Annotated in this window: 20 protein-coding genes; 10 read left to right on the top strand and 10 right to left on the bottom strand. The window is 40.1% G+C overall.

The annotated features are described in order from the left end of the window. The first annotated feature begins 36 nt into the window (after positions 1-36). Together BLP33_RS04520 and BLP33_RS04515 are read left to right on the top strand one after the other, a co-directional pair. Positions 37-456: a hypothetical protein gene (locus tag BLP33_RS04520; RefSeq protein ID WP_090525281.1), complete on the top strand. Its 420-nt coding sequence runs from the start codon at positions 37-39 to the stop codon at positions 454-456. Between the two features lie 132 nt (positions 457-588). Next, positions 589-1002: an OsmC family protein gene (locus BLP33_RS04515; protein ID WP_090525279.1), complete on the top strand. Its 414-nt coding sequence runs from the start codon at positions 589-591 to the stop codon at positions 1000-1002. Positions 1003-1220: 218 nt separating this feature from the next. On the opposite strand, the gene BLP33_RS04510 is transcribed toward BLP33_RS04515, so the two are convergent. After that, positions 1221-1838 carry a TetR/AcrR family transcriptional regulator gene (locus BLP33_RS04510; protein WP_090526207.1) on the bottom strand — a complete coding sequence of 206 codons (618 nt, stop codon included), beginning with the start codon at positions 1836-1838 and terminating at the stop codon, positions 1221-1223. 176 nt (positions 1839-2014) lie between these two features. Here BLP33_RS04510 and BLP33_RS04505 point away from each other — a divergent pair, with 176 nt between their 5' ends. Then, complete coding sequence (locus tag BLP33_RS04505; RefSeq protein ID WP_090525277.1) at positions 2015-3142, top strand: mechanosensitive ion channel family protein; 1128 nt, start codon at positions 2015-2017, stop codon at positions 3140-3142. Here BLP33_RS04505 and BLP33_RS04500 read toward each other — a convergent pair. From BLP33_RS04500 to BLP33_RS04480, 5 genes are all read right to left on the bottom strand, one after another. Beyond that, complete coding sequence (locus BLP33_RS04500) at positions 3121-3624, bottom strand: DUF4126 family protein (protein WP_090526206.1); 504 nt, start codon at positions 3622-3624, stop codon at positions 3121-3123. The two genes, BLP33_RS04505 and BLP33_RS04500, sit on opposite strands and share 22 nt — an antisense overlap. A gap of 127 nt (positions 3625-3751) precedes the next feature. Continuing rightward, the gene (locus BLP33_RS04495; RefSeq protein WP_090525275.1) at positions 3752-7174 is read right to left on the bottom strand and encodes an efflux RND transporter permease subunit; all 3423 of its coding nucleotides are present in this window, start codon (positions 7172-7174) and stop codon (positions 3752-3754) included. A gap of 25 nt (positions 7175-7199) precedes the next feature. Beyond that, positions 7200-8303, bottom strand: coding sequence for an efflux RND transporter periplasmic adaptor subunit (locus tag BLP33_RS04490; protein WP_090526205.1), 1104 nt, complete (start codon positions 8301-8303; stop codon positions 7200-7202). A gap of 30 nt (positions 8304-8333) precedes the next feature. Next, complete coding sequence (locus tag BLP33_RS04485; protein ID WP_090525273.1) at positions 8334-9683, bottom strand: TolC family protein; 1350 nt, start codon at positions 9681-9683, stop codon at positions 8334-8336. 80 nt (positions 9684-9763) lie between these two features. Further along, entirely contained in the window at positions 9764-10375 is a 612-nt protein-coding gene (locus tag BLP33_RS04480; protein WP_090525271.1) for a TetR/AcrR family transcriptional regulator, read from the bottom strand. 211 nt (positions 10376-10586) lie between these two features. Here BLP33_RS04480 and purB point away from each other — a divergent pair, with 211 nt between their 5' ends. From purB to BLP33_RS04465, 4 genes are all read left to right on the top strand, one after another. After that, positions 10587-11930, top strand: a complete 1344-nt coding sequence (gene purB, locus BLP33_RS04475; RefSeq protein WP_090525269.1) for an adenylosuccinate lyase — start codon at positions 10587-10589, stop codon at positions 11928-11930. 188 nt (positions 11931-12118) lie between these two features. Then, on the top strand, positions 12119-12670 hold the full coding sequence (locus BLP33_RS04470; protein WP_090525267.1) for a NifU family protein: 552 nt from the start codon (positions 12119-12121) through the stop codon (positions 12668-12670). Between the two features lie 242 nt (positions 12671-12912). Next, complete coding sequence (locus tag BLP33_RS27150; protein WP_139159932.1) at positions 12913-13095, top strand: hypothetical protein; 183 nt, start codon at positions 12913-12915, stop codon at positions 13093-13095. A 165-nt stretch (positions 13096-13260) separates the two neighbouring features. Then, a complete protein-coding gene (locus BLP33_RS04465) occupies positions 13261-13842 on the top strand; it encodes a hypothetical protein (RefSeq protein ID WP_139159931.1) in 582 nt (193 codons plus the stop codon). Between the two features lie 13 nt (positions 13843-13855). On the opposite strand, the gene BLP33_RS04460 is transcribed toward BLP33_RS04465, so the two are convergent. The 4 genes from BLP33_RS04460 to mtaB are packed head-to-tail and all read right to left on the bottom strand — an operon-like array spanning position 13856 to position 17611. Further along, a complete protein-coding gene (locus BLP33_RS04460) occupies positions 13856-14647 on the bottom strand; it encodes an inositol monophosphatase family protein (protein ID WP_090525263.1) in 792 nt (263 codons plus the stop codon). Next, positions 14613-15101: a GtrA family protein gene (locus BLP33_RS04455; RefSeq protein ID WP_090525262.1), complete on the bottom strand. Its 489-nt coding sequence runs from the start codon at positions 15099-15101 to the stop codon at positions 14613-14615. Before BLP33_RS04455 ends, BLP33_RS04460 begins: the two co-directional genes overlap by 35 nt. Next, positions 15094-16263 (bottom strand): prolipoprotein diacylglyceryl transferase, encoded by a 1170-nt coding sequence (locus tag BLP33_RS04450; RefSeq protein ID WP_090525260.1) that lies wholly within the window; start codon positions 16261-16263, stop codon positions 15094-15096. Before BLP33_RS04450 ends, BLP33_RS04455 begins: the two co-directional genes overlap by 8 nt. Before the next feature lie 28 nt (positions 16264-16291). Next, entirely contained in the window at positions 16292-17611 is a 1320-nt protein-coding gene (gene mtaB / locus BLP33_RS04445; RefSeq protein ID WP_090525258.1) for a tRNA (N(6)-L-threonylcarbamoyladenosine(37)-C(2))-methylthiotransferase MtaB, read from the bottom strand. Positions 17612-18113: 502 nt separating this feature from the next. Here mtaB and BLP33_RS04440 point away from each other — a divergent pair. Genes BLP33_RS04440 through BLP33_RS04430 form a run of 3 tightly spaced genes read left to right on the top strand, consistent with a single transcriptional unit; the run spans position 18114 to position 19830 of the window. Then, positions 18114-18722 (top strand): hypothetical protein, encoded by a 609-nt coding sequence (locus BLP33_RS04440; RefSeq protein WP_090525256.1) that lies wholly within the window; start codon positions 18114-18116, stop codon positions 18720-18722. A gap of 3 nt (positions 18723-18725) precedes the next feature. Continuing rightward, entirely contained in the window at positions 18726-19277 is a 552-nt protein-coding gene (locus BLP33_RS04435) for a hypothetical protein (protein WP_139159930.1), read from the top strand. A gap of 19 nt (positions 19278-19296) precedes the next feature. Further along, positions 19297-19830, top strand: a complete 534-nt coding sequence (locus tag BLP33_RS04430; protein WP_139159929.1) for a hypothetical protein — start codon at positions 19297-19299, stop codon at positions 19828-19830. Position 19831: the final 1 nt, after the last annotated feature.

Below are 19831 nucleotides of genomic sequence, written 5' to 3'. Positions count from 1 at the left end.
ATTAATTGCTAATTTTATCGCACCCTTTATAAACTAATGACTCAAACTTATCTTAAAGAAAAGCAGCTAAAAAAAAAGCGCGCTATGAAAGGCGTCTACGCTATTATCATCGCTGGTGTAGTATTTATTTTTATTATGGTAAAGTTTGCCATATCCGGTGATGTTACGGAGGTGCTTTCATTTAGCAAAATGCCTAATACCGATGATGCTTATAAAATTGCGAAGGAATTTGTAATCCCAACCATACGTTCGGGAAATATCTCTTTTCCTGATGACAGATATCAATTTGGCAAAAAGGCCGACTCTGTTTTTATTATCAAATCGTATGTTCTTTCAACAGATAGCCAGGGTGAAACAAACCGTACCAATTTTGAAGTGATACTGAAATATAATGGCGGCCCCAAATTTCTGAAAAAGAACTGGAACCTGGTTGATATTAATGAAACACCCGAATAAAGAAAATTAAGTCGATAGTATTGAGTCGGAAGTCGCCAATCTGTTTTTTTGCTTTTCTATACTTAGAACTCATGCCTTAGGACTAAGGACTAAGCTTAATTTATTAATAACAATACTCTATTTAAACGCCTTATGGAAGAAACCGGAATTGAGTTGATAGAAACAGCTACTGCACTTATAGGACTCACTCAATATCAAACAGTAGTTAACAGCGGTGGGCATGGCCTTATAACCGATGAACCCCTTGAGGCCGAAGGCAGCAATACAGGCATGAACCCATTTAGTTTGTTACTGGCGAGCCTCGCAAGCTGCACTGCAATCACCCTGCGCATGTACATTAACCGTAAAATGTGGCCTATAGAGGAAATTAAAGCCGATGTTGAAATGTTTAAGACTTTAACTGGTACACGTATTGAAACCAGGCTTAGCTTTAAAGGCGAAGTAAGCGATGAGCAACGAGACCGCCTGCTCAAGATAGCTAATGCTTGTCCGGTTCATAAAATACTGGTTGGCAATATTGATATTAACACTGTTATCAGCGTATAAAAAAGCCCGCGCGGCAAAAAGCTACGCAGGCTAAATCACTCTAAAACAATCACCTCTTAAAAAAGAAGTAAGTAAAATAATTTAAACAGAAGGTAATTACCTGGCTATTAAACTATTTGTGGGTACAAATGTACCTATAAATAATAGCCGCAGTGCTCAACAGATGGTTCATTTGACGGCTAACTGACAGTACAGCCTATTTATACTTTCAAATGACTTTAAGCCGTTAACCCTTTGATAAAAATATCGAGCAGGAGCAGTTTCTTGGTATGGATCTCTTCAAGATGCTCTTTACGGGGGAAGTTAGTTTTCTTTTGAGATATGGCACCAACCCTGATGCCATGTAAAGCGTCCATCAACACATCAACAACTTCTTCAGGGTTTTCCACAGGCTTTATAGCGCCTTTTTCAACCTCTGTTTTAATAGCATTGCTTAACAGGCCCAGTTCGGCGCTGTGTACCTCGCCAACTATCTGCCAGATGGCCTCGGGAAGATTTTGCTCATTGAGCCTGAAAAAATCAAAAAAATTGTAATTATTAACAATAAACTCGTGATGGGTATTTACCTGGAAAGTAAAAGCATCTTTTAAATTGGCAAAACTATTTAACCTGTTTTCGAGCGTTTTAAGATAATCGGTGGCGAGTTTACGCATTACAGCGATATACAGCTGGCTTTTGTCGGGAAAATAGTAATACAACAGAGCTTTCGACATGGAAAGATCACCTGCTATTTCATTCATCGTAGTTTTAGAATAACCGTAATGTAAAAAGCGCTGGTGCGAGGCCTCTAAAATTTTCTCCCTTTTAATATCCTGCTGGTCATTCGCTGCTGCCATGTGAAAAATTTTGCTTAAAAACAGGTAAACAAACAAGTCAATACAATCGATTTCCTGACTTTTTTAACAAAACTATCAAAAATTCATTAAATAAATGTAGCAACACCCGCTCACAGGTCATTTGCTAAAACAATTTTACATTCCAACTATTTTATACGGGAAAGAAGCATGTGATTATGGATATAGAAACCAGACTGCCGCCCGATTTGCTTGAGTTTTCACAACAGATCCCCCCTGTTGCCTGGAACCTGATCATTATCGTTTCGGCGATACTCATAGGCCTTTTTACCAAATTTATCATAACCAGGTTATTTAAAGTGTACGCCCAGCGAAAGGATACTGATTATTCTATCCTGCGATCAATAATTGTAAACCTGGGACCGGCAGTGGCTTATTTTATACCCTTATTCATACTCAACCTGTTTTCGCCGTTGATGAGGATGAACAAACTCTATTATCAGCCCTTCGATAAAACTATCGAGATTTTGCTTACCATATCATTTGCAGGCTTGCTTGTACGTTCTGTGCGGATCCTGGAAGATTATATTTATCACGCTTATGATCTTAATAAAGTAGATAACCTTAAAGAACGTAAGGTGCGGACACAGATCCAGTTTATCCGTAAGATCATTGTAGTAACCATCATCTTTTTAACTATAGCCATTATCCTGCTTAGTTTTGAAAGTATGCGCAAGATAGGTACGGGTTTGCTTACCGGCGTTGGCATTGGTGGTATCATAGTTGGTTTTGCCGCGCAAACCTCATTGGGTAATTTACTCGCAGGCTTCCAGATAGCTTTTACGCAGCCAATCCGTATTGATGATGTTTTGGTTGTGGAGGGCGAATGGGGGCGCGTGGAAGAGATCACGCTCACTTACGTGGTTTTAAAGATCTGGGACGAGCGGAGGTTGATACTGCCCATCAATTATTTTATTCAAAAGCCCTTCCAAAATTGGACACGTACGTCGGCAGATATCCTGGGTACCGTGTTTTTGTACATGGACCACACAGTCCCGGTTGATGCTATACGCGAAGAATTTGAACGCCTGATAGTTAAATCAAACTTATGGGATAAACGGGTTAAAGTAGTACAGGTAACTGATGTTAAAGAACACACTATCGAGATCAGGGTACTAATGAGTTCCCGAACCTCATCAGATGCATTTGACCTCCGCTGCTATATCCGCGAAAACCTGGTAACCTTTATTCAAAAGAATTATCCCGACAGCCTGCCCCGCTCGCGTAACGAGATCAGTAACCTGGGAGAACTTGAAAAATATGTTCAGCCTGCAACCGGGGCATAAATCAGCTTGCTTAAGCCAAAACCCGATCCTATTACCAAAGCATCTTCAATCGCGCCAATTAATGGATCGGCAATATGATTTGCCTTAACTGTGTTTTTTCGCAGGAAGTAGCTTCCGTAGGTGGCTGCTATTGCCACTGCCCCTCCTATCAGTGCTCCGGTTAATGCTTTACCGCCAACAGCTTTGTAAATACTTGCGCCGGCCAAAGCACCTGATAGCCCCCTTGCCGCTAACCCGGTGGGTTCTATACGGTTTGGAGTTGAAGGTAATTTATCCGCAATAACTTCAGTAACCGATAAGATCTTTAAAACAGCAGCCACGGTTGTTGATTGCATGAACCTTAGCGGTGATTTTTCAAGTTGCTTTGATGGATGATGACTTAATACATGCGTTGTTACAACAGGGGCAGATAAGGTACGCATACCGGCTAATGTACCAAGGCCTATTACCGGCCAAAGCGGTTTTGATATTTCAAGTTTCATGGCTGTGATAAACGTTTGCATAAAGAACCATAAATACATTATTATGTTTTATTTAAAAAACTGTCATAAAACAAAACAGCCGCAATCTTTCGACCGCGGCTGTTTGTGTTACTAATGGCTCTCTATTTTAAACTGTTTCTGTTTCCAATACCTCCACATGTTTGGTTTCAACCGATTTTTTACCGAACAGCCTTGCTTTAAGATTATAGCGGATGAGGTATAAACAAGGTACAAGGATCAATGTAATGATGGTAGCGAAACCTAAACCAAAGATCATTGTCCAGGCTAATGGGCCCCAGAAAGCAACGTTATCACCACCAAAATGGATATGCGGTGCAAAATGGGTAAACAAGCCAACGAAATCGATATTGAAACCAACTGCCAGCGGTATTAAACCTAAAATAGCAGCTGTTGCGGTTAACAATACAGGAGTCATACGGGTATGCCCTGCTTCAACTACTGCATCGTGGATGCTCACTCCCTGCTCCAACAACATATCGGTAAACTCAACCAATAAGATCCCATTACGAACAACCACACCCGCCAGTGCTATGATACCAATGCCAGTCATTACAATAGACATGGTCATACCAAATACACTAACCCCCAGCAACACACCAATAATACTAAAGAGGATCTCGCTGATAATAATAAGCGTTTTACCAATTGAATTAAACTGGATCATTAAAATAATGAGAATAAGCCCGAACGACACACCAAGTGCAGAAAGCAGGAAAGTCATTGCTTCCATTTGGTCTTCCTGGCCACCACCCTGCCTTATAATAACATTATCCGGTTTCTTAAAGTTGTTTATCGCCTTTAAAATATTGGCGTTAACCTCGTTAGGGTTATTAGGCTTAATAACATTTGAGCCAAGCGTTAAAACCCTGCGTTGCTGTTTACGCTTGATATTGCTGTACGTAGTTGTATAACGTACATCAGTGAAAGCTGATATTGGCACCTGGCGTATTGTTCCATTCATTGCCATATCGCGATAGGTTATTTTTAAGTTTTTGATCTCATCAATACTGCCTCGCTGATCTTCGAGCGCTCTTACTTTTATTTGATAATCATCCTCTTTAGTATTTCTAAAATCAGCTGCTTTTTTTCCAAAAATAGCGGTTGCCAAATTATCAGTAATCTGCCCGGACGATATTCCTTCCCTGTTGGCACGCTCACGGTCAACATCGAATACTATTTCAGGCTTATCACTTTGCACGTCGGCAATAAGATTTTCGATACCAGCAATATTCTGTTTTGCTAAATAATTTTTCAGTCGGGTGCCTGTCGCTACCAAAGTATCTAAATTATCACCAACAATTTCAATACTTATATCCTTTTGTACAGGCGGGCCACTATTTTCTTGGGTTACTGATATTTTAGCGCCTGGGACACCTTGTACTGCTTCACGTATACGTTTGAGTATTGCTTTAGTATCTTTTCCGTTTCGCTTACCAAACTCAACAAAAGCAACTGTTATTTTGCCTTTATTCTGGTAGTCACTTTGGTCTTCATCTGTTGGATCGTTTACTCCCTTTGTAACATTTGAAATAACTGACGACACAATATCTTTATCAGGCTCAACAACTGTTGCAACCTTTTTTTCTATCTGCCTGGTTACTTCGTTAGTATAAGCTTGATCAGTACCGATAGGCAAAGTAATATAGACGTATGCAAAGTTAGGGTCGCCGGAAGGAAAAAACTCCGGAGTCTTTCCTCGTACTGCCATCAGGAAAATAGCAAAACCAAATAAGCCAATGGTTCCTACCAAAACGGTTACTGGTCTGCGGACAGCGCGTTCAAGCCATTTGGCATACCAATTTTGAAATTTGGGCCAGGCGTTTTTCTGAAATTTGTCAATAATCCGCAGTAGGAAGAAATGATTGATCAGATATAATACCATGATCAGCACCATCAGGTTGCCAAAACCAATATTGATCAAGTAACCGATTACTGCAGCGATGGCCAAAAATATCATAGCCCTTTTTGTAGGCCTGTCAAACTTAGGGTTATCATGCTCACCATTATGATGAGGTTTCATAAAGTCAACCGCAAATACAGGGTTAAAGATATAGGCTACCACCAACGAGGCCAACAAAGTAATGATCAGTGTTATAGGCAGGAAAAACATGAAATGACCAATCAAACTATTCCAGAATGCCAATGGTATAAATGGAGCCAAAGTGGTCATGGTCCCTGAAAACACTGGCAAGAAAACCTCGCCTGCAGCCATTTTTGCGGCCTCCTTAATCGGAACCTTTCCGTTAGCAAAAATACGATGTGTATTTTCTATCACTACAATAGCATCATCTACCACAATACCCAGCGCCAGCAAAAACGAGAACAACACGATCATATTGAGCGTAAAGCCAATAGCAGGCATCACCAAAAAGGCTATAAAGCATGACAACGGAACCGAGAGCGCAACGAAAATAGCATTGGTTGTGCCCATGAAAAACATCAGAATAACGGTAACCAGCAAAAAACCAATAACAATCGTGTTGATTAAGTCGTTTAACGTTGTACGGGTTTTGTCAGATTGATCCCCGGTTACTGTAATATCTAATCCTTTGGGAAATACTGTCTTCTGCTTAAGTTTGATCAGGTCGTTGATTTTGTCTGAGGCTTCTATCAAGTTTTCCCCCGCCCTTTTACTTACATTAAGAGTAATTACATTTTTAAAATTAGGGTTGGCATTAGTTTTCAAACGAGCATAGCTTTCCTGCTCAAGAAATGAATCCTTCACTTCCGCAATATCCCTAAGATATATTGGCTGTCCTTTAGGGTTCCTGATTACCATTGCTTTTACTTCATCAGCATTTTTAAAATCCTGCTTGATATCAATGGTACGTCGTACTCCATCTGTTTTCACTGTGCCCGTAGAAGCTAATATATTTTCGTTTCCTACAGCTGTAGTAATATCATTGAAGGTAAGCTGCGCGGCAGCCATTTTATTGATATCGACATTTATTTGAATTTCTGGAGTCAATGCGCCCACCTCGTCTACTTTAGAGATTTCTTTAAATCCTTCTATTTCATCTTTTAACGCGTCTGCATATTCTTTAAGCTTTTTGAGGTCGTAATTACCCGATATATTTATATAAAGGATAGGGATATCAGCCACATTAATATCTGAAATGGTCGATTCCTTAAGATTTGGATCTCCTTGCGGAAGATCCTGCTTCGCTTTATCAACAGCTTCCTTAACATCTGTTTTCGCATCTTTTATATCAATATCAGCATTGAACTCCGCAGTAATTACCGAAGCGTTTTGAATTGAATTAGATGTTACCTTTTTTAAACCTTTTAATGATTTCAGGCGTTTTTCGATTTGCCTGGTTACCAAATTTTCAATATTTTGCGGTGATTGCCCCAGAAACTGTGTTGTGACAAACACCTTTGATTGCGCTATGTCCGGGAAGTTTTCCTTTGGTAAACGGTTATAACTTATCAGCCCCAGCGCAGTGATCAGGAACATGAGCACGTAAATGGCTGTTTTGTTATCAATGGCCCAGCTTGAAGGGCCAAATTCTTTTTTTACATCTTTCATAATGAACAGATCAATTGATTAATAACTAATTGGCCGACTGAACAACTTTGATCTTATCGCCGTCTTCTATTTCAGTTGCACCTTCAACAACCAGCTGGTCGCCGGCTTTTAAGCCTGATAATATCTCTGTTTGGCCACCATAGGTAACACCCGATTTTACATTCACCTGTTTGGCAATACCATTCTGATTAACAAAAACATGGTCGCCATTCTCTGATTTCTGTATAGCTTTAACCGGTACTGCTATGGTATTTGTTTTTGAATAATCAGCAATTTTTAAAATTGCAGTCATATTAGGGCGAAGTGTGCTGCGCTGAGGTAATTTGACCTCCACACCGAAACTACGCGATGTTGGGTCGATGGCTTTGGCCGCAAAAGTAACTTTAGTAACCAACGAGTCCTTAGCATCCGGAATTAATATTTTGACATCGTTACCGGTATTTACGCTACTTGCATATGATTCAGGGACATCGGCCTTAACTTTTAAAACATCGGCATTCACAATACGGATCCCTGTTTGCCCCGGCGTGGCACCCTGTCCGAGTTTCAGGTCCATTTGATCTACGGTACCAGAGATTGGCGATATGATGCGGTATAAACCCGATTGCCTTTTTAAGGAAGCCAAAGCTTTCTGATTGCTTTGCAATGCGGTTTGAGCTTGCAGATATTGTACTTCAGTGCCAATTTTCTGATCCCAAAGGTTTTTTTGACGATCAAACAACTGTTGGCTTAAGCTAACCTGTGCTTCGGCTTGTGCTATATTTTGTTGCATAACACTATTATCCAGTTGTGCTAACACCTGGCCTTTAGTTACATGCTGGCCTGGTTTTACGTAGATAGCAGTAATGACGGCTGATGCCTGCGGATAGGCAGTAACATTATCCTGTGCGTCTATTTTACCTTGAATCTGTACATAGTTGGTAAAGCTGCCATTCTTCACTTCTGTAACACTTACATCAGTTGTTTTAGCCGAATCGGTAGTACCCATTTCAGCCTGCAGCTTCGCTATTTTTGAATTGATATCCGATTGTTGCTTTTGCAGATCGGCCAGTTCGGCCTTTTTATCTTTGGGCTTACTTGAGCATGCAGCCAGTAAAACCAGGAAAGGTATGTATATGAATTTTTTCATTTTCATTGTTATATAGTGAGTTTAGTGTTGTTATTTAATTCGTCCGTAAGCTTTGTCAAGGTCAACTTTACTAACCAGGGCATCATAAAGACCTTGTATATATTTGTTATCGGCATCTTCAAGAGATGTTTGAGCCTGTGTAACCTCAATGCTTGAGCCTACCCCCTGCTGATATTTTACTTTTGATACACGCAGTACTTCCTGTGCAAGCTCCTGGTTACGTTTTTGATTATTAAGTGATTGTAAGCCATTAATGTATGACACAGTTGCCACCTTTGCATCAAGATTTATCGTATTTTTAAGGTTTACGAGGTCGTTTGTTGATTTTTGCACCTCAATTTTTGCCTGTCTTACCTGGTTTAGTCTTTGCCCGCCACTGAAAATAGGAACGTTGAGCGTTAAACCGATATAACTTGAAGGAAAAACCTGGCTGTAAAGCTTACTAAAATTATTATTCTGATATGATGCCGCATAGCTGCCATTCGCGCTTAATGTTGGCAAATAAGTTGTTTTTTTGTTTTGCAGATCAAGCTCATTTAGTTTTTTCTGAGTTTCCTGCAAGGAGTACTCTATACGATTATGGTAAAAGCCTGTATCTACCGACATTTCTGCAACGTTATTATCAAGGCTAACGTCGCTTAGCTTATCTTTCAACACAAGGTTTTCATCAACAGGCATTCCCATCTGAAACTTCAGCATTTGATAGTTCAAAGCCAATGAACGTACAACGTTTTCGCGGTTCGTTATTAAATTATTGTATTGCACAGTAATGCGGTCTACATCAATTTTTTCAACAAAGCCTTGCTTATTTTGTGCTACGGTTTGGTCAACCTGCTGTTTTAACTGGGTTATATTAGCATCGTATAGTTTAATTTGTTCGTCGCTAACCAAAACCTGATAATATGCTTTGGTGACAGCAACGTTGGCTTCAATTTTTGAGCGGGTATAATTACGCTGTGAAAGCTCACGATATGTTCTTGAAGCCTTTAAACCAACAAGATAACTCCCGTTAAAAAGGATCTGGTTTAAACTAACACCAAGGTTTGATTGGTACTTTACGCCAAATTTAACCGGCACAAAGGTACCAGGGGCTCCAAAAAACTCACCCGGTAATAACGTGGTTGGTATTTTAAGATAATCCTGGAATGAGGCTGAGCCGCTGATTTGTGGTAAGCCAATGCCGGTTGTTTCTTTAACCTTATACTCCGCACTTTTGATATCAAGACCCGAGTTCACAACTGCGCTTTGGTGCTCGTAAGCATAATTGACACAATCCTGAACTGTAAAGTTATAGGTTTGTCCATTTGACGTTGCCTCCTGCGCGTAGCTTTTAAAGGCTACGGCACAAAATACAGTTGCCGTAAAAAATAGATATTTCATTATATATATTGTGGTTGAGTGATTTACTTAAACTGATACAAATTTCTTTTAGCTATTGACAACCTTGTGTCAGCAGCCGGTTATTCATTATTAATATTTTTATATTCGTTAAGCAGCTTGTAGCCCTCAAGCGTACAAATGCCATAGTTAAAATGATCTAAAAACTGAACTTGTACCTTCCAGGGGCTAAATTCAGTTACCGGGAATATTGAAGTATTAAAACCCAACTCCACCTGGTTAACCCGCATCCGTGCCATTATCTTTACGTCAATATCCTTACGAATGTAACCCTGACCCATGCCTTTAGTTAAAAGTTCTTCCATTTTTTGGATCAGTACCCCGGCCTTGAATCTTTGAAAGTCTTCCCAGGCTTCAGCATGATATTTTTGCAAATCATGAATAACAATCGGGTTGATCCTTGAAAATATCTCTTCTGAGCATTTGGTCATGTTGATCATCTCTTCAATCACATTAGCTGATTTACTGATAATCTCATTCATTTGATCCTCATCTTCCTTCAATTTCTTTTTTGTAAGGGCAACAACTAATTCGTTTTTGTCCTTGAAAAATTGATAGATCGTTTTTTTTGACATGCCAAGGTGCCTGGCTATATCATCCATGGTGATACTTTTAATACCTGCGGTTAAAAACAGGTCTTCAGCACCTTTTATAATTCTTTCTGTTTGACTCATTGACTTTCCGGGTCAAAACTAAGGAAACATTTTTTGAATAAAAAGTTTCCATTCATTTTTACTTTTTCATTACAAATACTTGTTCATTTTTAAAATCCATTTAATTTATGCTTTTTATCCTGTGGTTTAATTGTGAAGCTTTTAATCTGCCGCTGGCACCCCAAAAATGATTACCTTTGCAAAAAATTATTACCCACTCTCTTTTTAATATATGACGCTTACTTCACTTTCAGCGATCTCGCCTATTGACGGCCGTTATAGAAACACCACCGGCGATCTTGCCGGATACTTTTCAGAATTTGCCCTTATCAAGTACCGTGTACTTGTTGAGATAGAATATTTCATAGCACTGGCCGAATACCCACTACCTCAGTTACAATCATTTGATAAAAATCTATCAGAAAAGTTACGCGATATTTACAGGAATTTTTCGGAAGATGACGCTGAAAGCATTAAAGTGATTGAAAAAACGACAAATCACGATGTTAAAGCGGTTGAATATTTCATTAAAAAAGAGTTTGATAAATTAGGTTTGGAGCCCTACAAAGAGTTTATCCACTTTGGCCTTACTTCTCAGGATATCAACAACACTGCTATTCCATATACCTTTAAGCTTGCTCTGAATAACAGCTACTACCCTGCCATTAATAACCTGATTAGTATCCTGAAAGCATTTGCTGCCGAGTGGGAAAATGTTCCGTTATTGGCGCATACGCATGGCCAGCCAGCTTCTCCAACCCGGTTAGGCAAAGAGATCCTGGTATTTGTTGAACGTTTGGAAGCCCAGCTTGAGTTGCTAAAACCTATTCCAAATTCAGCCAAGTTTGGTGGCGCTACCGGTAATTTTAACGCTCACTTTATCGCCTATCCTGATAAGGACTGGAAATCATTCGGTAATCATTTTGTGAACGAAATATTGGGTTTAAAACGCTCGCAGTTTACTACCCAAATTGAGCACTACGATAATTTTGCCGCACAATGTGATGCTTTGAAACGCATTAACAATATCCTGATTGATCTTGACCGTGATATGTGGACTTACATATCCATGAATTACTTCAAACAAAAGATCAAAGCCGGCGAAGTTGGTTCATCGGCCATGCCGCATAAGGTTAACCCTATCGATTTTGAAAATTCGGAAGGCAACCTGGGTATCGCTAATGCTTTATTTGAGCATCTTGCAGCCAAACTGCCGATTTCAAGGTTACAGCGCGACCTTACCGACTCGACCGTATTAAGGAACATCGGTGTACCTTTTGCACATACATTGATCGCCATTAAATCAACCGTAAGGGGATTAAACAAACTATTGCTAAACACTGATGCTATCAATGCTGATTTAGAAGCTAACTGGCCTGTTGTTGCAGAAGCTATCCAAACCATTTTAAGGCGTGAAGCTTACCCTAATCCTTACGAAGCCCTGAAAGACCTTACCCGAACCAACCACCAAATCAACGCCAACACAATAGCCGAGTTTGTTGATACGTTAAATGTAAGTGCGGCCATTAAAGAAGAGATTAAAAAGATAACGCCGTTGAACTATACAGGGATTTGAGTTAGATGTGCGAATTTTATTATGATTTTTTGATGCTTTAATTGTCCAAGCAATTTTCATATCTGCACATCCGCACATCTGAAATTTAAAATCTGCACATCAAAGAAATGTCATAACAAAGTTTAGGGTAGCTTTTAATAAAAAAGGTAGTTAAATTTGTTAATTAGATTGAATAAAAACACGAAACGATGAATATCAACGTATATACCGAATTAACGCCTAACCCGGCAACTATGAAATTCATAGTTAACAAACTGCTTATTAACGGCAGTGTTGACTTTCCTACTAAGGAAAGTGCCGAACATTCACCTTTTGCAAAGGAACTGTATAAGTTCTCATTTGTAAACGGCGTTTTCTTTGCCAGCAATTTTGTTACCATTACCAAAACTGAAGGCAGCGAATGGGCAGATGTTGAACCGATAATGAAAGAGTTTGTTAAAGGTGCAATCGAGTCAGAATTAAAGATCCAGTTAGAGGAAGAAGCCGAAGCCGGAAACTTTGAAGGCACTGAAACTGAAGTTAAAATTCAGCAGATCCTGCATGACTACGTTCGCCCGGCTGTAGAGCAGGACGGCGGCGCTATTTCTTACCGCTCATTTAACGAGGGTGTTGTAACTGTTGAACTTCGCGGTTCGTGCAGCGGCTGCCCATCATCAACCGTAACCCTTAAAGCCGGTATCGAAAACTTGCTTAAACGAATGGTGCCTGAAGTTACCGAGGTGGTTTCTGAAGCGTTATAATGATATTGATTTTGGGGTTCGAGCCCCATTGCTTACCCGAAAGCCTTTCATGAAAATGAGAGGCTTTTTGCTTTTTTACCCCCAATCCTGTTTATAATTAAATGAGGTTATCTGTCTATAAGTTTTTATTTTAGCTACCCAATCTTTAAACGTTACCACAATGCCTAATTTGATTGATATTCCCAACTGCCACATTTTAATTTCAGTCGATAAATGCTTGGTTTACTCTAACTTTCTAAATTATGAAAGTTAATGAATTACTAAATTGTAAGAATTGCGGTGCAATATTAACTGCAAGCGCAAATCAAACAATTCAATGCGCATACTGCGGAACAACTTACCATCAAAAACCGCAGACAAATAATACGTTATCATCTACAGAAATCGTAACAGAATATGCAGAAAATCAATTGGAAGGCATGTAAAATGGTGATGCCAATGAAACACTCCAGTCAGATGATTTTCCTACCGATAAGCAAAATACAAATCTTGGATGTAGTATCGCTCTGATAGCTTCGGTCGCCATCATGGTGGTAATATTCATAGCTAAAATGATTGGATCGGAGCAGAAGACTACTTATAGTGGTAGCATGGTTATTGACACCTCAATATTAAACACTCCAACTCAATCTGTTGAATTGTCAGAAACAGCGCAAGCGAGTCTCAAAAAATTAGCCGCAATCAATGTGGATAAAAAACTCTTTAAAAAGTTAATTAAAGATTCAAGCAATATCACAAGAGAGTCTGCGGTTCAGGCAACGTATTTCAAAGATAAAAATTCAATAGTCGGTAAGCCAGTCACCGGTTTATACGCCTATATAAATTGTTATGACATAACAGGCTGCAACATTTATTTTGGTTGTCAACATATAAATAAAAAACCTTTAGGATTACAGAGTTTGACATTTGTTATAAATGGTAAACGTCTCCTGTACAAACCCGATTTTGCGACAGACTCTTTACAGCATTGGATAAACGAATACAGCGAGGAGACGATTTACGACGACAAAATCTCAATATTATTAAAACTTGTAACAGCAGATAAGGTCATTGTTCGTTTTAACGGTAACAAAGGCCACGATCAAATAATATTACCAAAAGATCAGCAACATGCGCTTAAGAGGCAATTGCAATTTTATAAAGGATTGCTTTTGGGATATGCTAAGGAATAAAGGTGTAAAAGTATTACCTGAAATACTTCTGTATCGCCCCCAACATCTCCCCCGTGATCTTCCCATTGGTAGCTAACAGTTCCCGGGTATCCAATACCTCAGAGCCGCCTTTAAAGTTCACCACTTCGCCTCCTGCTTGTTTTACAATCACAATACCGGCGGCCACATCCCAGGCGTTAAGGTTATACTCATAAAAAGCATCAAAACGGCCACAGGCGGTATAAGCCAGGTCTACTGCTGCAGAACCTAAACGGCGTAAGCCATGGCTGCTGCGCATCAGTTCCGTAAACAATTCGATATAGGCGGCCTGCTTGGTAAAATCGTAATATGGGAACCCGGTTGCCAATAAGCTGGTGCCTATTGTTTTGTTTTTACTTACACTGATTTCTTTGCCATTCAGATATGCGGGCGCATCTTTCCAGGCGTAAAAGCATTCATCAAGGTTTATTTCATATATAACACCGGCTATCAGTTCATCATATTCTTTCAAAGCAATACTTACCGAAAACGCGGGTACTCCATGAATGAAATTGGTAGTACCATCCAGAGGGTCAATGATCCAGTTGTAACGCTCGCCTATTTTGGTTGTTGTCTTTTCTTCGGTGATGAACCCTGCTTCAGGCAAAATCTTGCTCAGGCCTTTTACTATAGTTTCTTCGGCGGTTTTATCAACGTAGGATACCATATCGTTGAGGCCTTTATATTCTATCTTATCAGGATCAAATGCTTTACGTTCCTGCCTGATGAAATCACCCGCCTGTTTTGAAACTTCAATTACCTGGTTTATGATGTTCGCTGTTTGCATGGTTACGTTTTAATGATAAGCTAAATGAAAAAACTTTATGGATAAAAAAGCTGGCGAAGAACAAGCTTAATGCAGCCGAGATCCGTGCTACTGTAGGGTTAAAGCTGCAAGTTTGGATCAATATTTTTACAACTGATAAGTTGGCGAAGAAACCGATTATAGCCACCGTTACAAAGCGAAAAAACTGCTTGCGCGGCGCGGATTTAGATTCATTGAACACCATGTAACGGGTAATTAAAAAATTAACTACTACGCCCATAAAAAACGATAATGCCAATGATACGGTATAGTTACGAACGGTAAGCCCGAATATCCTATAAGTATGCTGTATTAAAAGGTTGTGGTAAAAAAGATAAAATGCCGAAACATCCACCAAAAAACCGGCACCGGCCGAAACTACAAATCTGAATACCTGGTTATGAATTAAACTGCCTTTTGATTTGTTATCAGCCATTTGTTGTGCCCAGCGCTTTCTTTTCTTTGTTTAATCCGGTTACAATAAGTGTAATACCACCTAAAACCATGATCACAGAGATCATTTCGGCCTGGGTAAATGAAACACCCGCAACAACATACTTTGTATTAACCCTGATGAGCTCAATAAAGAAACGCTCAACGCCTGCTAATATCATGTATATACCAAACAAAACGCCCGGAGCTTTAAAAATGTGCCTTATTTTCCACAATACAAAGAACAGTAATAAACAAATTACAGATTCGTAAAACGAGGTTGGATAAACCGGATATTGAAGTTCATGGCAAAATTTACCCACGCAATCCATCATCTGCACACCTTCGTCGTTCACGTTGTGCGGAAATTTGAAGCTCCACATCCAATCAGGTGCCCAGCTTAACCAATGAGGCTTCGGCGCCAGGTTAACTATACCCCAATCACCATCGCCGCTCATCTGGCATCCGATACGGCCTAAAGCATAAGCCAGCATCATGCCCGGGCCACCGATATCAAGCATATCCAGCGGTTTAATGCCGTGTTTGTTAGCAATATAGAGTACTGCCGCGCCACCGCAGATCAGACCGCCATAAAAGGTTAAACCACTAAAGCCTATCAGCATGCCAACCGGGTCTTTCATAAAGTCGCCCCAGTTTTCCAACGCATTAAACAGCTTGGCACCAGCAAAGCCGAACACGGCTGCCCATAACAATATACTACCCATCAATTCATTGGGATGTACATCTACATCTTTGGTCACCGGTTTATCAAGCTTTTGTTTTTGAGCTTCATGCCATGCCCAGTACGCGAACGCTGCAGCTCCAAGGATCCCACCTATCCAGTTGCCTCGCAGGGATAACAAAAACTCCTGCGGGTTATCTATAAGAGCCTGGTAATTAAGGATACAGTCAACAATTTTATAGCCTAATATGAAGCCAAAAACACCATTTCCCGCAAGCTCGGCATTTGAAGCCGGCAACCCGATAGTAACACGTTTTTTAAAAGTATGGATTACGCCTAACGCTTCTTTACGTTTAAACTCCTGGCCAAATGCCCAATAAGCGCCAACAAAAGCTATCGCCACAAAAAAGCCGAAGGTTTGTATAGGCAAAGGAAGATTAAAACCAAAAAGGTATTTCAATAACGATGTAAGCGTTGGAAACATAGGTTATATTTTAAGGCGAATATAGAATTTAATGCACTAATATTTCTTCGCCTTCTGTTATTTCAACATCACCATCAGGTGAAATATTTGTTAGGTGCACCGTTTTCAATTCGTTAACCAGTACAGGATCATACTTGGTACGTACCTTTACATAGTTACGGGTAAAGCCGTGCATGAAGCCATCTTTGATATCACCCTCAAACAAAACTTCCTGGTTTTTACCGAGTTGGCTTTCATAAAAAGCACGGCGTTTTTTATCCGACAGGATATGCAACATTTTACTCCGCTCGCCCCTTGCCGAGCCGGGTACCGCGCCCGTCATCTGAGCGGCCAAAGTATTTTCCCTTTCCGAATAAGTAAATACGTGCAGGTACGATATATTAAGTTCGTTGAGGAAGTTATAGGTATCGATAAAATCCTCCCTTGTTTCGCCGGGGAAACCAACAATAACATCCACGCCAATGCAGCAATCGGGCATCAGCTCTTTTATCCTGGCAACACGGTTAACATACAAATCGCGTTTGTAACGGCGGCGCATCAAGCCCAGGATCTTATCCGAACCCGATTGCAGCGGGATATGAAAATGCGGTACGAAACGTTTTGAAGCAGCTACAAAAGCGATGATCTCGTCGGTAAGCAGGTTAGGTTCTATGGATGAGATCCTGAAACGGTCGATCCCTTCTACCTCATCAAGGGCCTTAACCAAATCAAAAAACTTGTCTTCGCGTTTACCGTTCCGGATCCCGAAATCGCCAAGGTTTACGCCGGTAAGCACAATTTCTTTTACGCCCGACTCAGCAATTTGTTTTGCCTGAGCAACAACGTTTTCAATAGTATCGCTCCTGCTTGTGCCGCGGGCCAAAGGGATGGTACAAAAGGTGCAAGAGTAATCGCAACCGTCCTGCACTTTCAGGAAAGTACGGGTACGGTCGCCAAAAGAATATGCGGGAACAAACTCATTAGCTTCAGACACCGGCTGATTAAGCACCAGCGCCTTTGGCCTCTTGGTTAAGTCGGTAATGTGGTCAACAATCTGAAATTTTTCGGCAGCGCCAAGTACCATGTCTACGCCAGGGATTTCGGCAATTTCCTGCGGTTTTAGCTGCGCGTAGCATCCTACTATAGTTACATAGGCATTAGGTGAAATTTTAAGCGCCTCTTTAACAATCTTCTTACACTTTTTATCGGCATTGTCAGTTACCGAGCAGGTATTGATCACAAAAACATCCGGTGTTTCGGTAAAATTTACCGTATCATAACCGGCCTGGTTAAACAGCCGACCAATGGATGAGGTCTCTGAATAATTCAGCTTGCAGCCTAAAGTGTAAAAAGCGACTTTCTTGTTCATTTCAATCGGCAAAGATAATGTTTTTTAAAGAAATGCCTATTTCAGCAATTTCACTTCAAGGTAAAAAGTAATTGTAAAATTATGGGTGTCCCAAAATCGCGATTCCCAAATAAAATTGGTTTTGTCTTTGCCGATTTTTTAAAATGTCCCATTTTTTGAGACTGAAACGCAAAACATGCTTTTTATGAAACATATTGATAATCAAAGCTTTAACATTTCACCTGAAACATCGATAAATATTTGATTATCAACAATTAAAACTTTAAGGAGTACGAAATCAACACTTAAGAACGTGCATTTATTTTCGGCTTTTTTTTGATGTTTTTTTGAGTTTTTTTAACCTGCAGGGCCTATTGCCAATACCCGCTGACAAAACAGTGCCACCATCGTTGCTTTAGTTTTTCTATAAACAAGAGCCTCTTTATAGTCCCGGTATTTTCATAGTCCTGGTAATTTACCTATTTTCAGTGCGGATAAACGTAAACCCTAAACCACCCATACCATGATCATATACGGCACCAAAGCGAAACTATTAAAAGCTGAAATAACAAGCGACATCTGCCCAAACTGCAATACAACCAACAGTATCCAGATGAATGTATTTCAACGCTGGGCGCATATTTTCTGGATCCCGTTTTTCCCGATAGGTAAAACAGGCGTATCCCAATGCCTCCATTGCAGGCAGGTTTTGAAGCTTAAGGAAATGCCCGCCTCGCTTAAATTAAGCTATGATAATAAAAAATCTCAAACTACAATACCTGTGTGGACATTTGCAGGCTGTTTCCTGATCGTTATTGGTTCGATATTTTTTTATATCAGCGAAAAGCAGAAAGCAAAAAAAGTAAACCAATGGGTTTTATCGCCACAAAAGAACGATATATTTCATATCAAACTTAAAAACGATCACTATACCCTTTACAGGGTAAATAAGGTTTCCGGCGATTCTGTTTACCTGGCCTTAAACAAATATGAATCGGACCGTGAAGAGGGCCTTGATGATATCGCGGCAAAGGGTGATACCGCCTATGATAACGCCCAGCAAGGTATTGCCAAACCATTTCTTGTAGAGATGGCCAAAGAAGGATCTATCCTGGATATTGAACGCAAATAAGCTATGAATACCACACCCCGCTCCTATTGGTTTGCCAAGTTCCTTGAATGCCTGTATCTGCTCGTAGCTATCTACGATTGTTTAATGATAATGTGGGGCACTTTGCTTTATAAGCTGTTTAGTTCTTTTGGTGACCTGTCCTTCGCAATGATTTTCACCTGGATCATTATTGGAATATGCATCCTTTCGGTGATTTATTCCATTTATTGGCATCAAAAAAGTAAAAAGGAAGGATTTAATTCAGGAATAAGGCACGCGTTTCTGCGGGGCGTTATTCGGTACTTCCTTGCCTTCCAAGTGTCGGCTTATGGCTTTGCCAAGATCCTGAAAACACAGTTTGGACACGTTTACATGAGGGATAACACGCCTGTAGGCAAGTTAAACGGCTTCGACCTCACCTGGAATTATTTTGGCCACTCTTACACTCGCGGTCATACTCGGTTTACTTCAGATTGGTGGCGCCATCATGCTTTTATTCAGGCGTACTACCTTGCTGGGCACCTGCATATTATTACCCATAATGTTAAACATTGTACTAATCAATGCTTTTTATAATATAGCCGTGGGGGCATTTATGAACTCAATCATTATAACTACCGGATTGTTATACCTTTTACTACTACGATGGCCGGATATTAAACCTGTTTTATTTAAAGACGTAACAATACCGCCCTTAAGGCTAAGTTTTGCAAAACCAGTTTTAAAACTTTTAGTAATCGGTCTTGCGTTTTATAGTATTTACCGTTATGTAGCAGCCGTCCCTCCATCGGCCCTTACAGGAAAATGGAAAATAGATGAGCTTATCAGGAACGGCAAACTCGTGGGTAAAAACGAATGGATGAACGGTGCGCAAAACTGGTGCTACGTTTATATAGAAGACGGCGGCCGGATTGCATTTTGTGCCAACCCTTATGTTTTTGAGGCTAACCGCGCATGGTTTGGTCAATACATATACCAGACAGGAGAAAAAAAGTTCGACATTGTTTTTGACGGAGGTACAAAACGAGATACAACAAAGGTAAAGATCAGCAACTACAACAGTAAGCAAATGCAATGGGATACCAAAGTATATGATGATACCTTGAAGTTGAAACTAATCAAAGAATAGC

It is taken from the genome of Mucilaginibacter sp. NFR10 (genome assembly GCF_900100445.1).
Classification (GTDB): domain Bacteria; phylum Bacteroidota; class Bacteroidia; order Sphingobacteriales; family Sphingobacteriaceae; genus Mucilaginibacter; species Mucilaginibacter rubeus.
This window is presented reverse-complemented; position numbering and strand designations above follow the sequence as displayed.

Bases quoted from the DNA above. Each gene is read 5' to 3' on its own strand.
- BLP33_RS04520 (WP_090525281.1), top strand. From the start codon at position 37: ATGACTCAAACTTATCTTAAAGAAAAGCAGCTAAAAAAAAAGCGCGCT.
- BLP33_RS04515 (WP_090525279.1), top strand. From the start codon at position 589: ATGGAAGAAACCGGAATTGAGTTGATAGAAACAGCTACTGCACTTATA.
- BLP33_RS04510 (WP_090526207.1), bottom strand. From the start codon at position 1,838: ATGGCAGCAGCGAATGACCAGCAGGATATTAAAAGGGAGAAAATTTTA.
- BLP33_RS04505 (WP_090525277.1), top strand. From the start codon at position 2,015: ATGGATATAGAAACCAGACTGCCGCCCGATTTGCTTGAGTTTTCACAA.
- BLP33_RS04500 (WP_090526206.1), bottom strand. From the start codon at position 3,624: ATGAAACTTGAAATATCAAAACCGCTTTGGCCGGTAATAGGCCTTGGT.
- BLP33_RS04495 (WP_090525275.1), bottom strand. From the start codon at position 7,174: ATGAAAGATGTAAAAAAAGAATTTGGCCCTTCAAGCTGGGCCATTGAT.
- BLP33_RS04490 (WP_090526205.1), bottom strand. From the start codon at position 8,303: ATGAAAAAATTCATATACATACCTTTCCTGGTTTTACTGGCTGCATGC.
- BLP33_RS04485 (WP_090525273.1), bottom strand. From the start codon at position 9,683: ATGAAATATCTATTTTTTACGGCAACTGTATTTTGTGCCGTAGCCTTT.
- BLP33_RS04480 (WP_090525271.1), bottom strand. From the start codon at position 10,375: ATGAGTCAAACAGAAAGAATTATAAAAGGTGCTGAAGACCTGTTTTTA.
- purB (WP_090525269.1), top strand. From the start codon at position 10,587: ATGACGCTTACTTCACTTTCAGCGATCTCGCCTATTGACGGCCGTTAT.
- BLP33_RS04470 (WP_090525267.1), top strand. From the start codon at position 12,119: ATGAATATCAACGTATATACCGAATTAACGCCTAACCCGGCAACTATG.
- BLP33_RS27150 (WP_139159932.1), top strand. From the start codon at position 12,913: ATGAAAGTTAATGAATTACTAAATTGTAAGAATTGCGGTGCAATATTA.
- BLP33_RS04465 (WP_139159931.1), top strand. From the start codon at position 13,261: ATGGTTATTGACACCTCAATATTAAACACTCCAACTCAATCTGTTGAA.
- BLP33_RS04460 (WP_090525263.1), bottom strand. From the start codon at position 14,647: ATGCAAACAGCGAACATCATAAACCAGGTAATTGAAGTTTCAAAACAG.
- BLP33_RS04455 (WP_090525262.1), bottom strand. From the start codon at position 15,101: ATGGCTGATAACAAATCAAAAGGCAGTTTAATTCATAACCAGGTATTC.
- BLP33_RS04450 (WP_090525260.1), bottom strand. From the start codon at position 16,263: ATGTTTCCAACGCTTACATCGTTATTGAAATACCTTTTTGGTTTTAAT.
- mtaB (WP_090525258.1), bottom strand. From the start codon at position 17,611: ATGAACAAGAAAGTCGCTTTTTACACTTTAGGCTGCAAGCTGAATTAT.
- BLP33_RS04440 (WP_090525256.1), top strand. From the start codon at position 18,114: ATGATCATATACGGCACCAAAGCGAAACTATTAAAAGCTGAAATAACA.
- BLP33_RS04435 (WP_139159930.1), top strand. From the start codon at position 18,726: ATGAATACCACACCCCGCTCCTATTGGTTTGCCAAGTTCCTTGAATGC.
- BLP33_RS04430 (WP_139159929.1), top strand. From the start codon at position 19,297: ATGAACTCAATCATTATAACTACCGGATTGTTATACCTTTTACTACTA.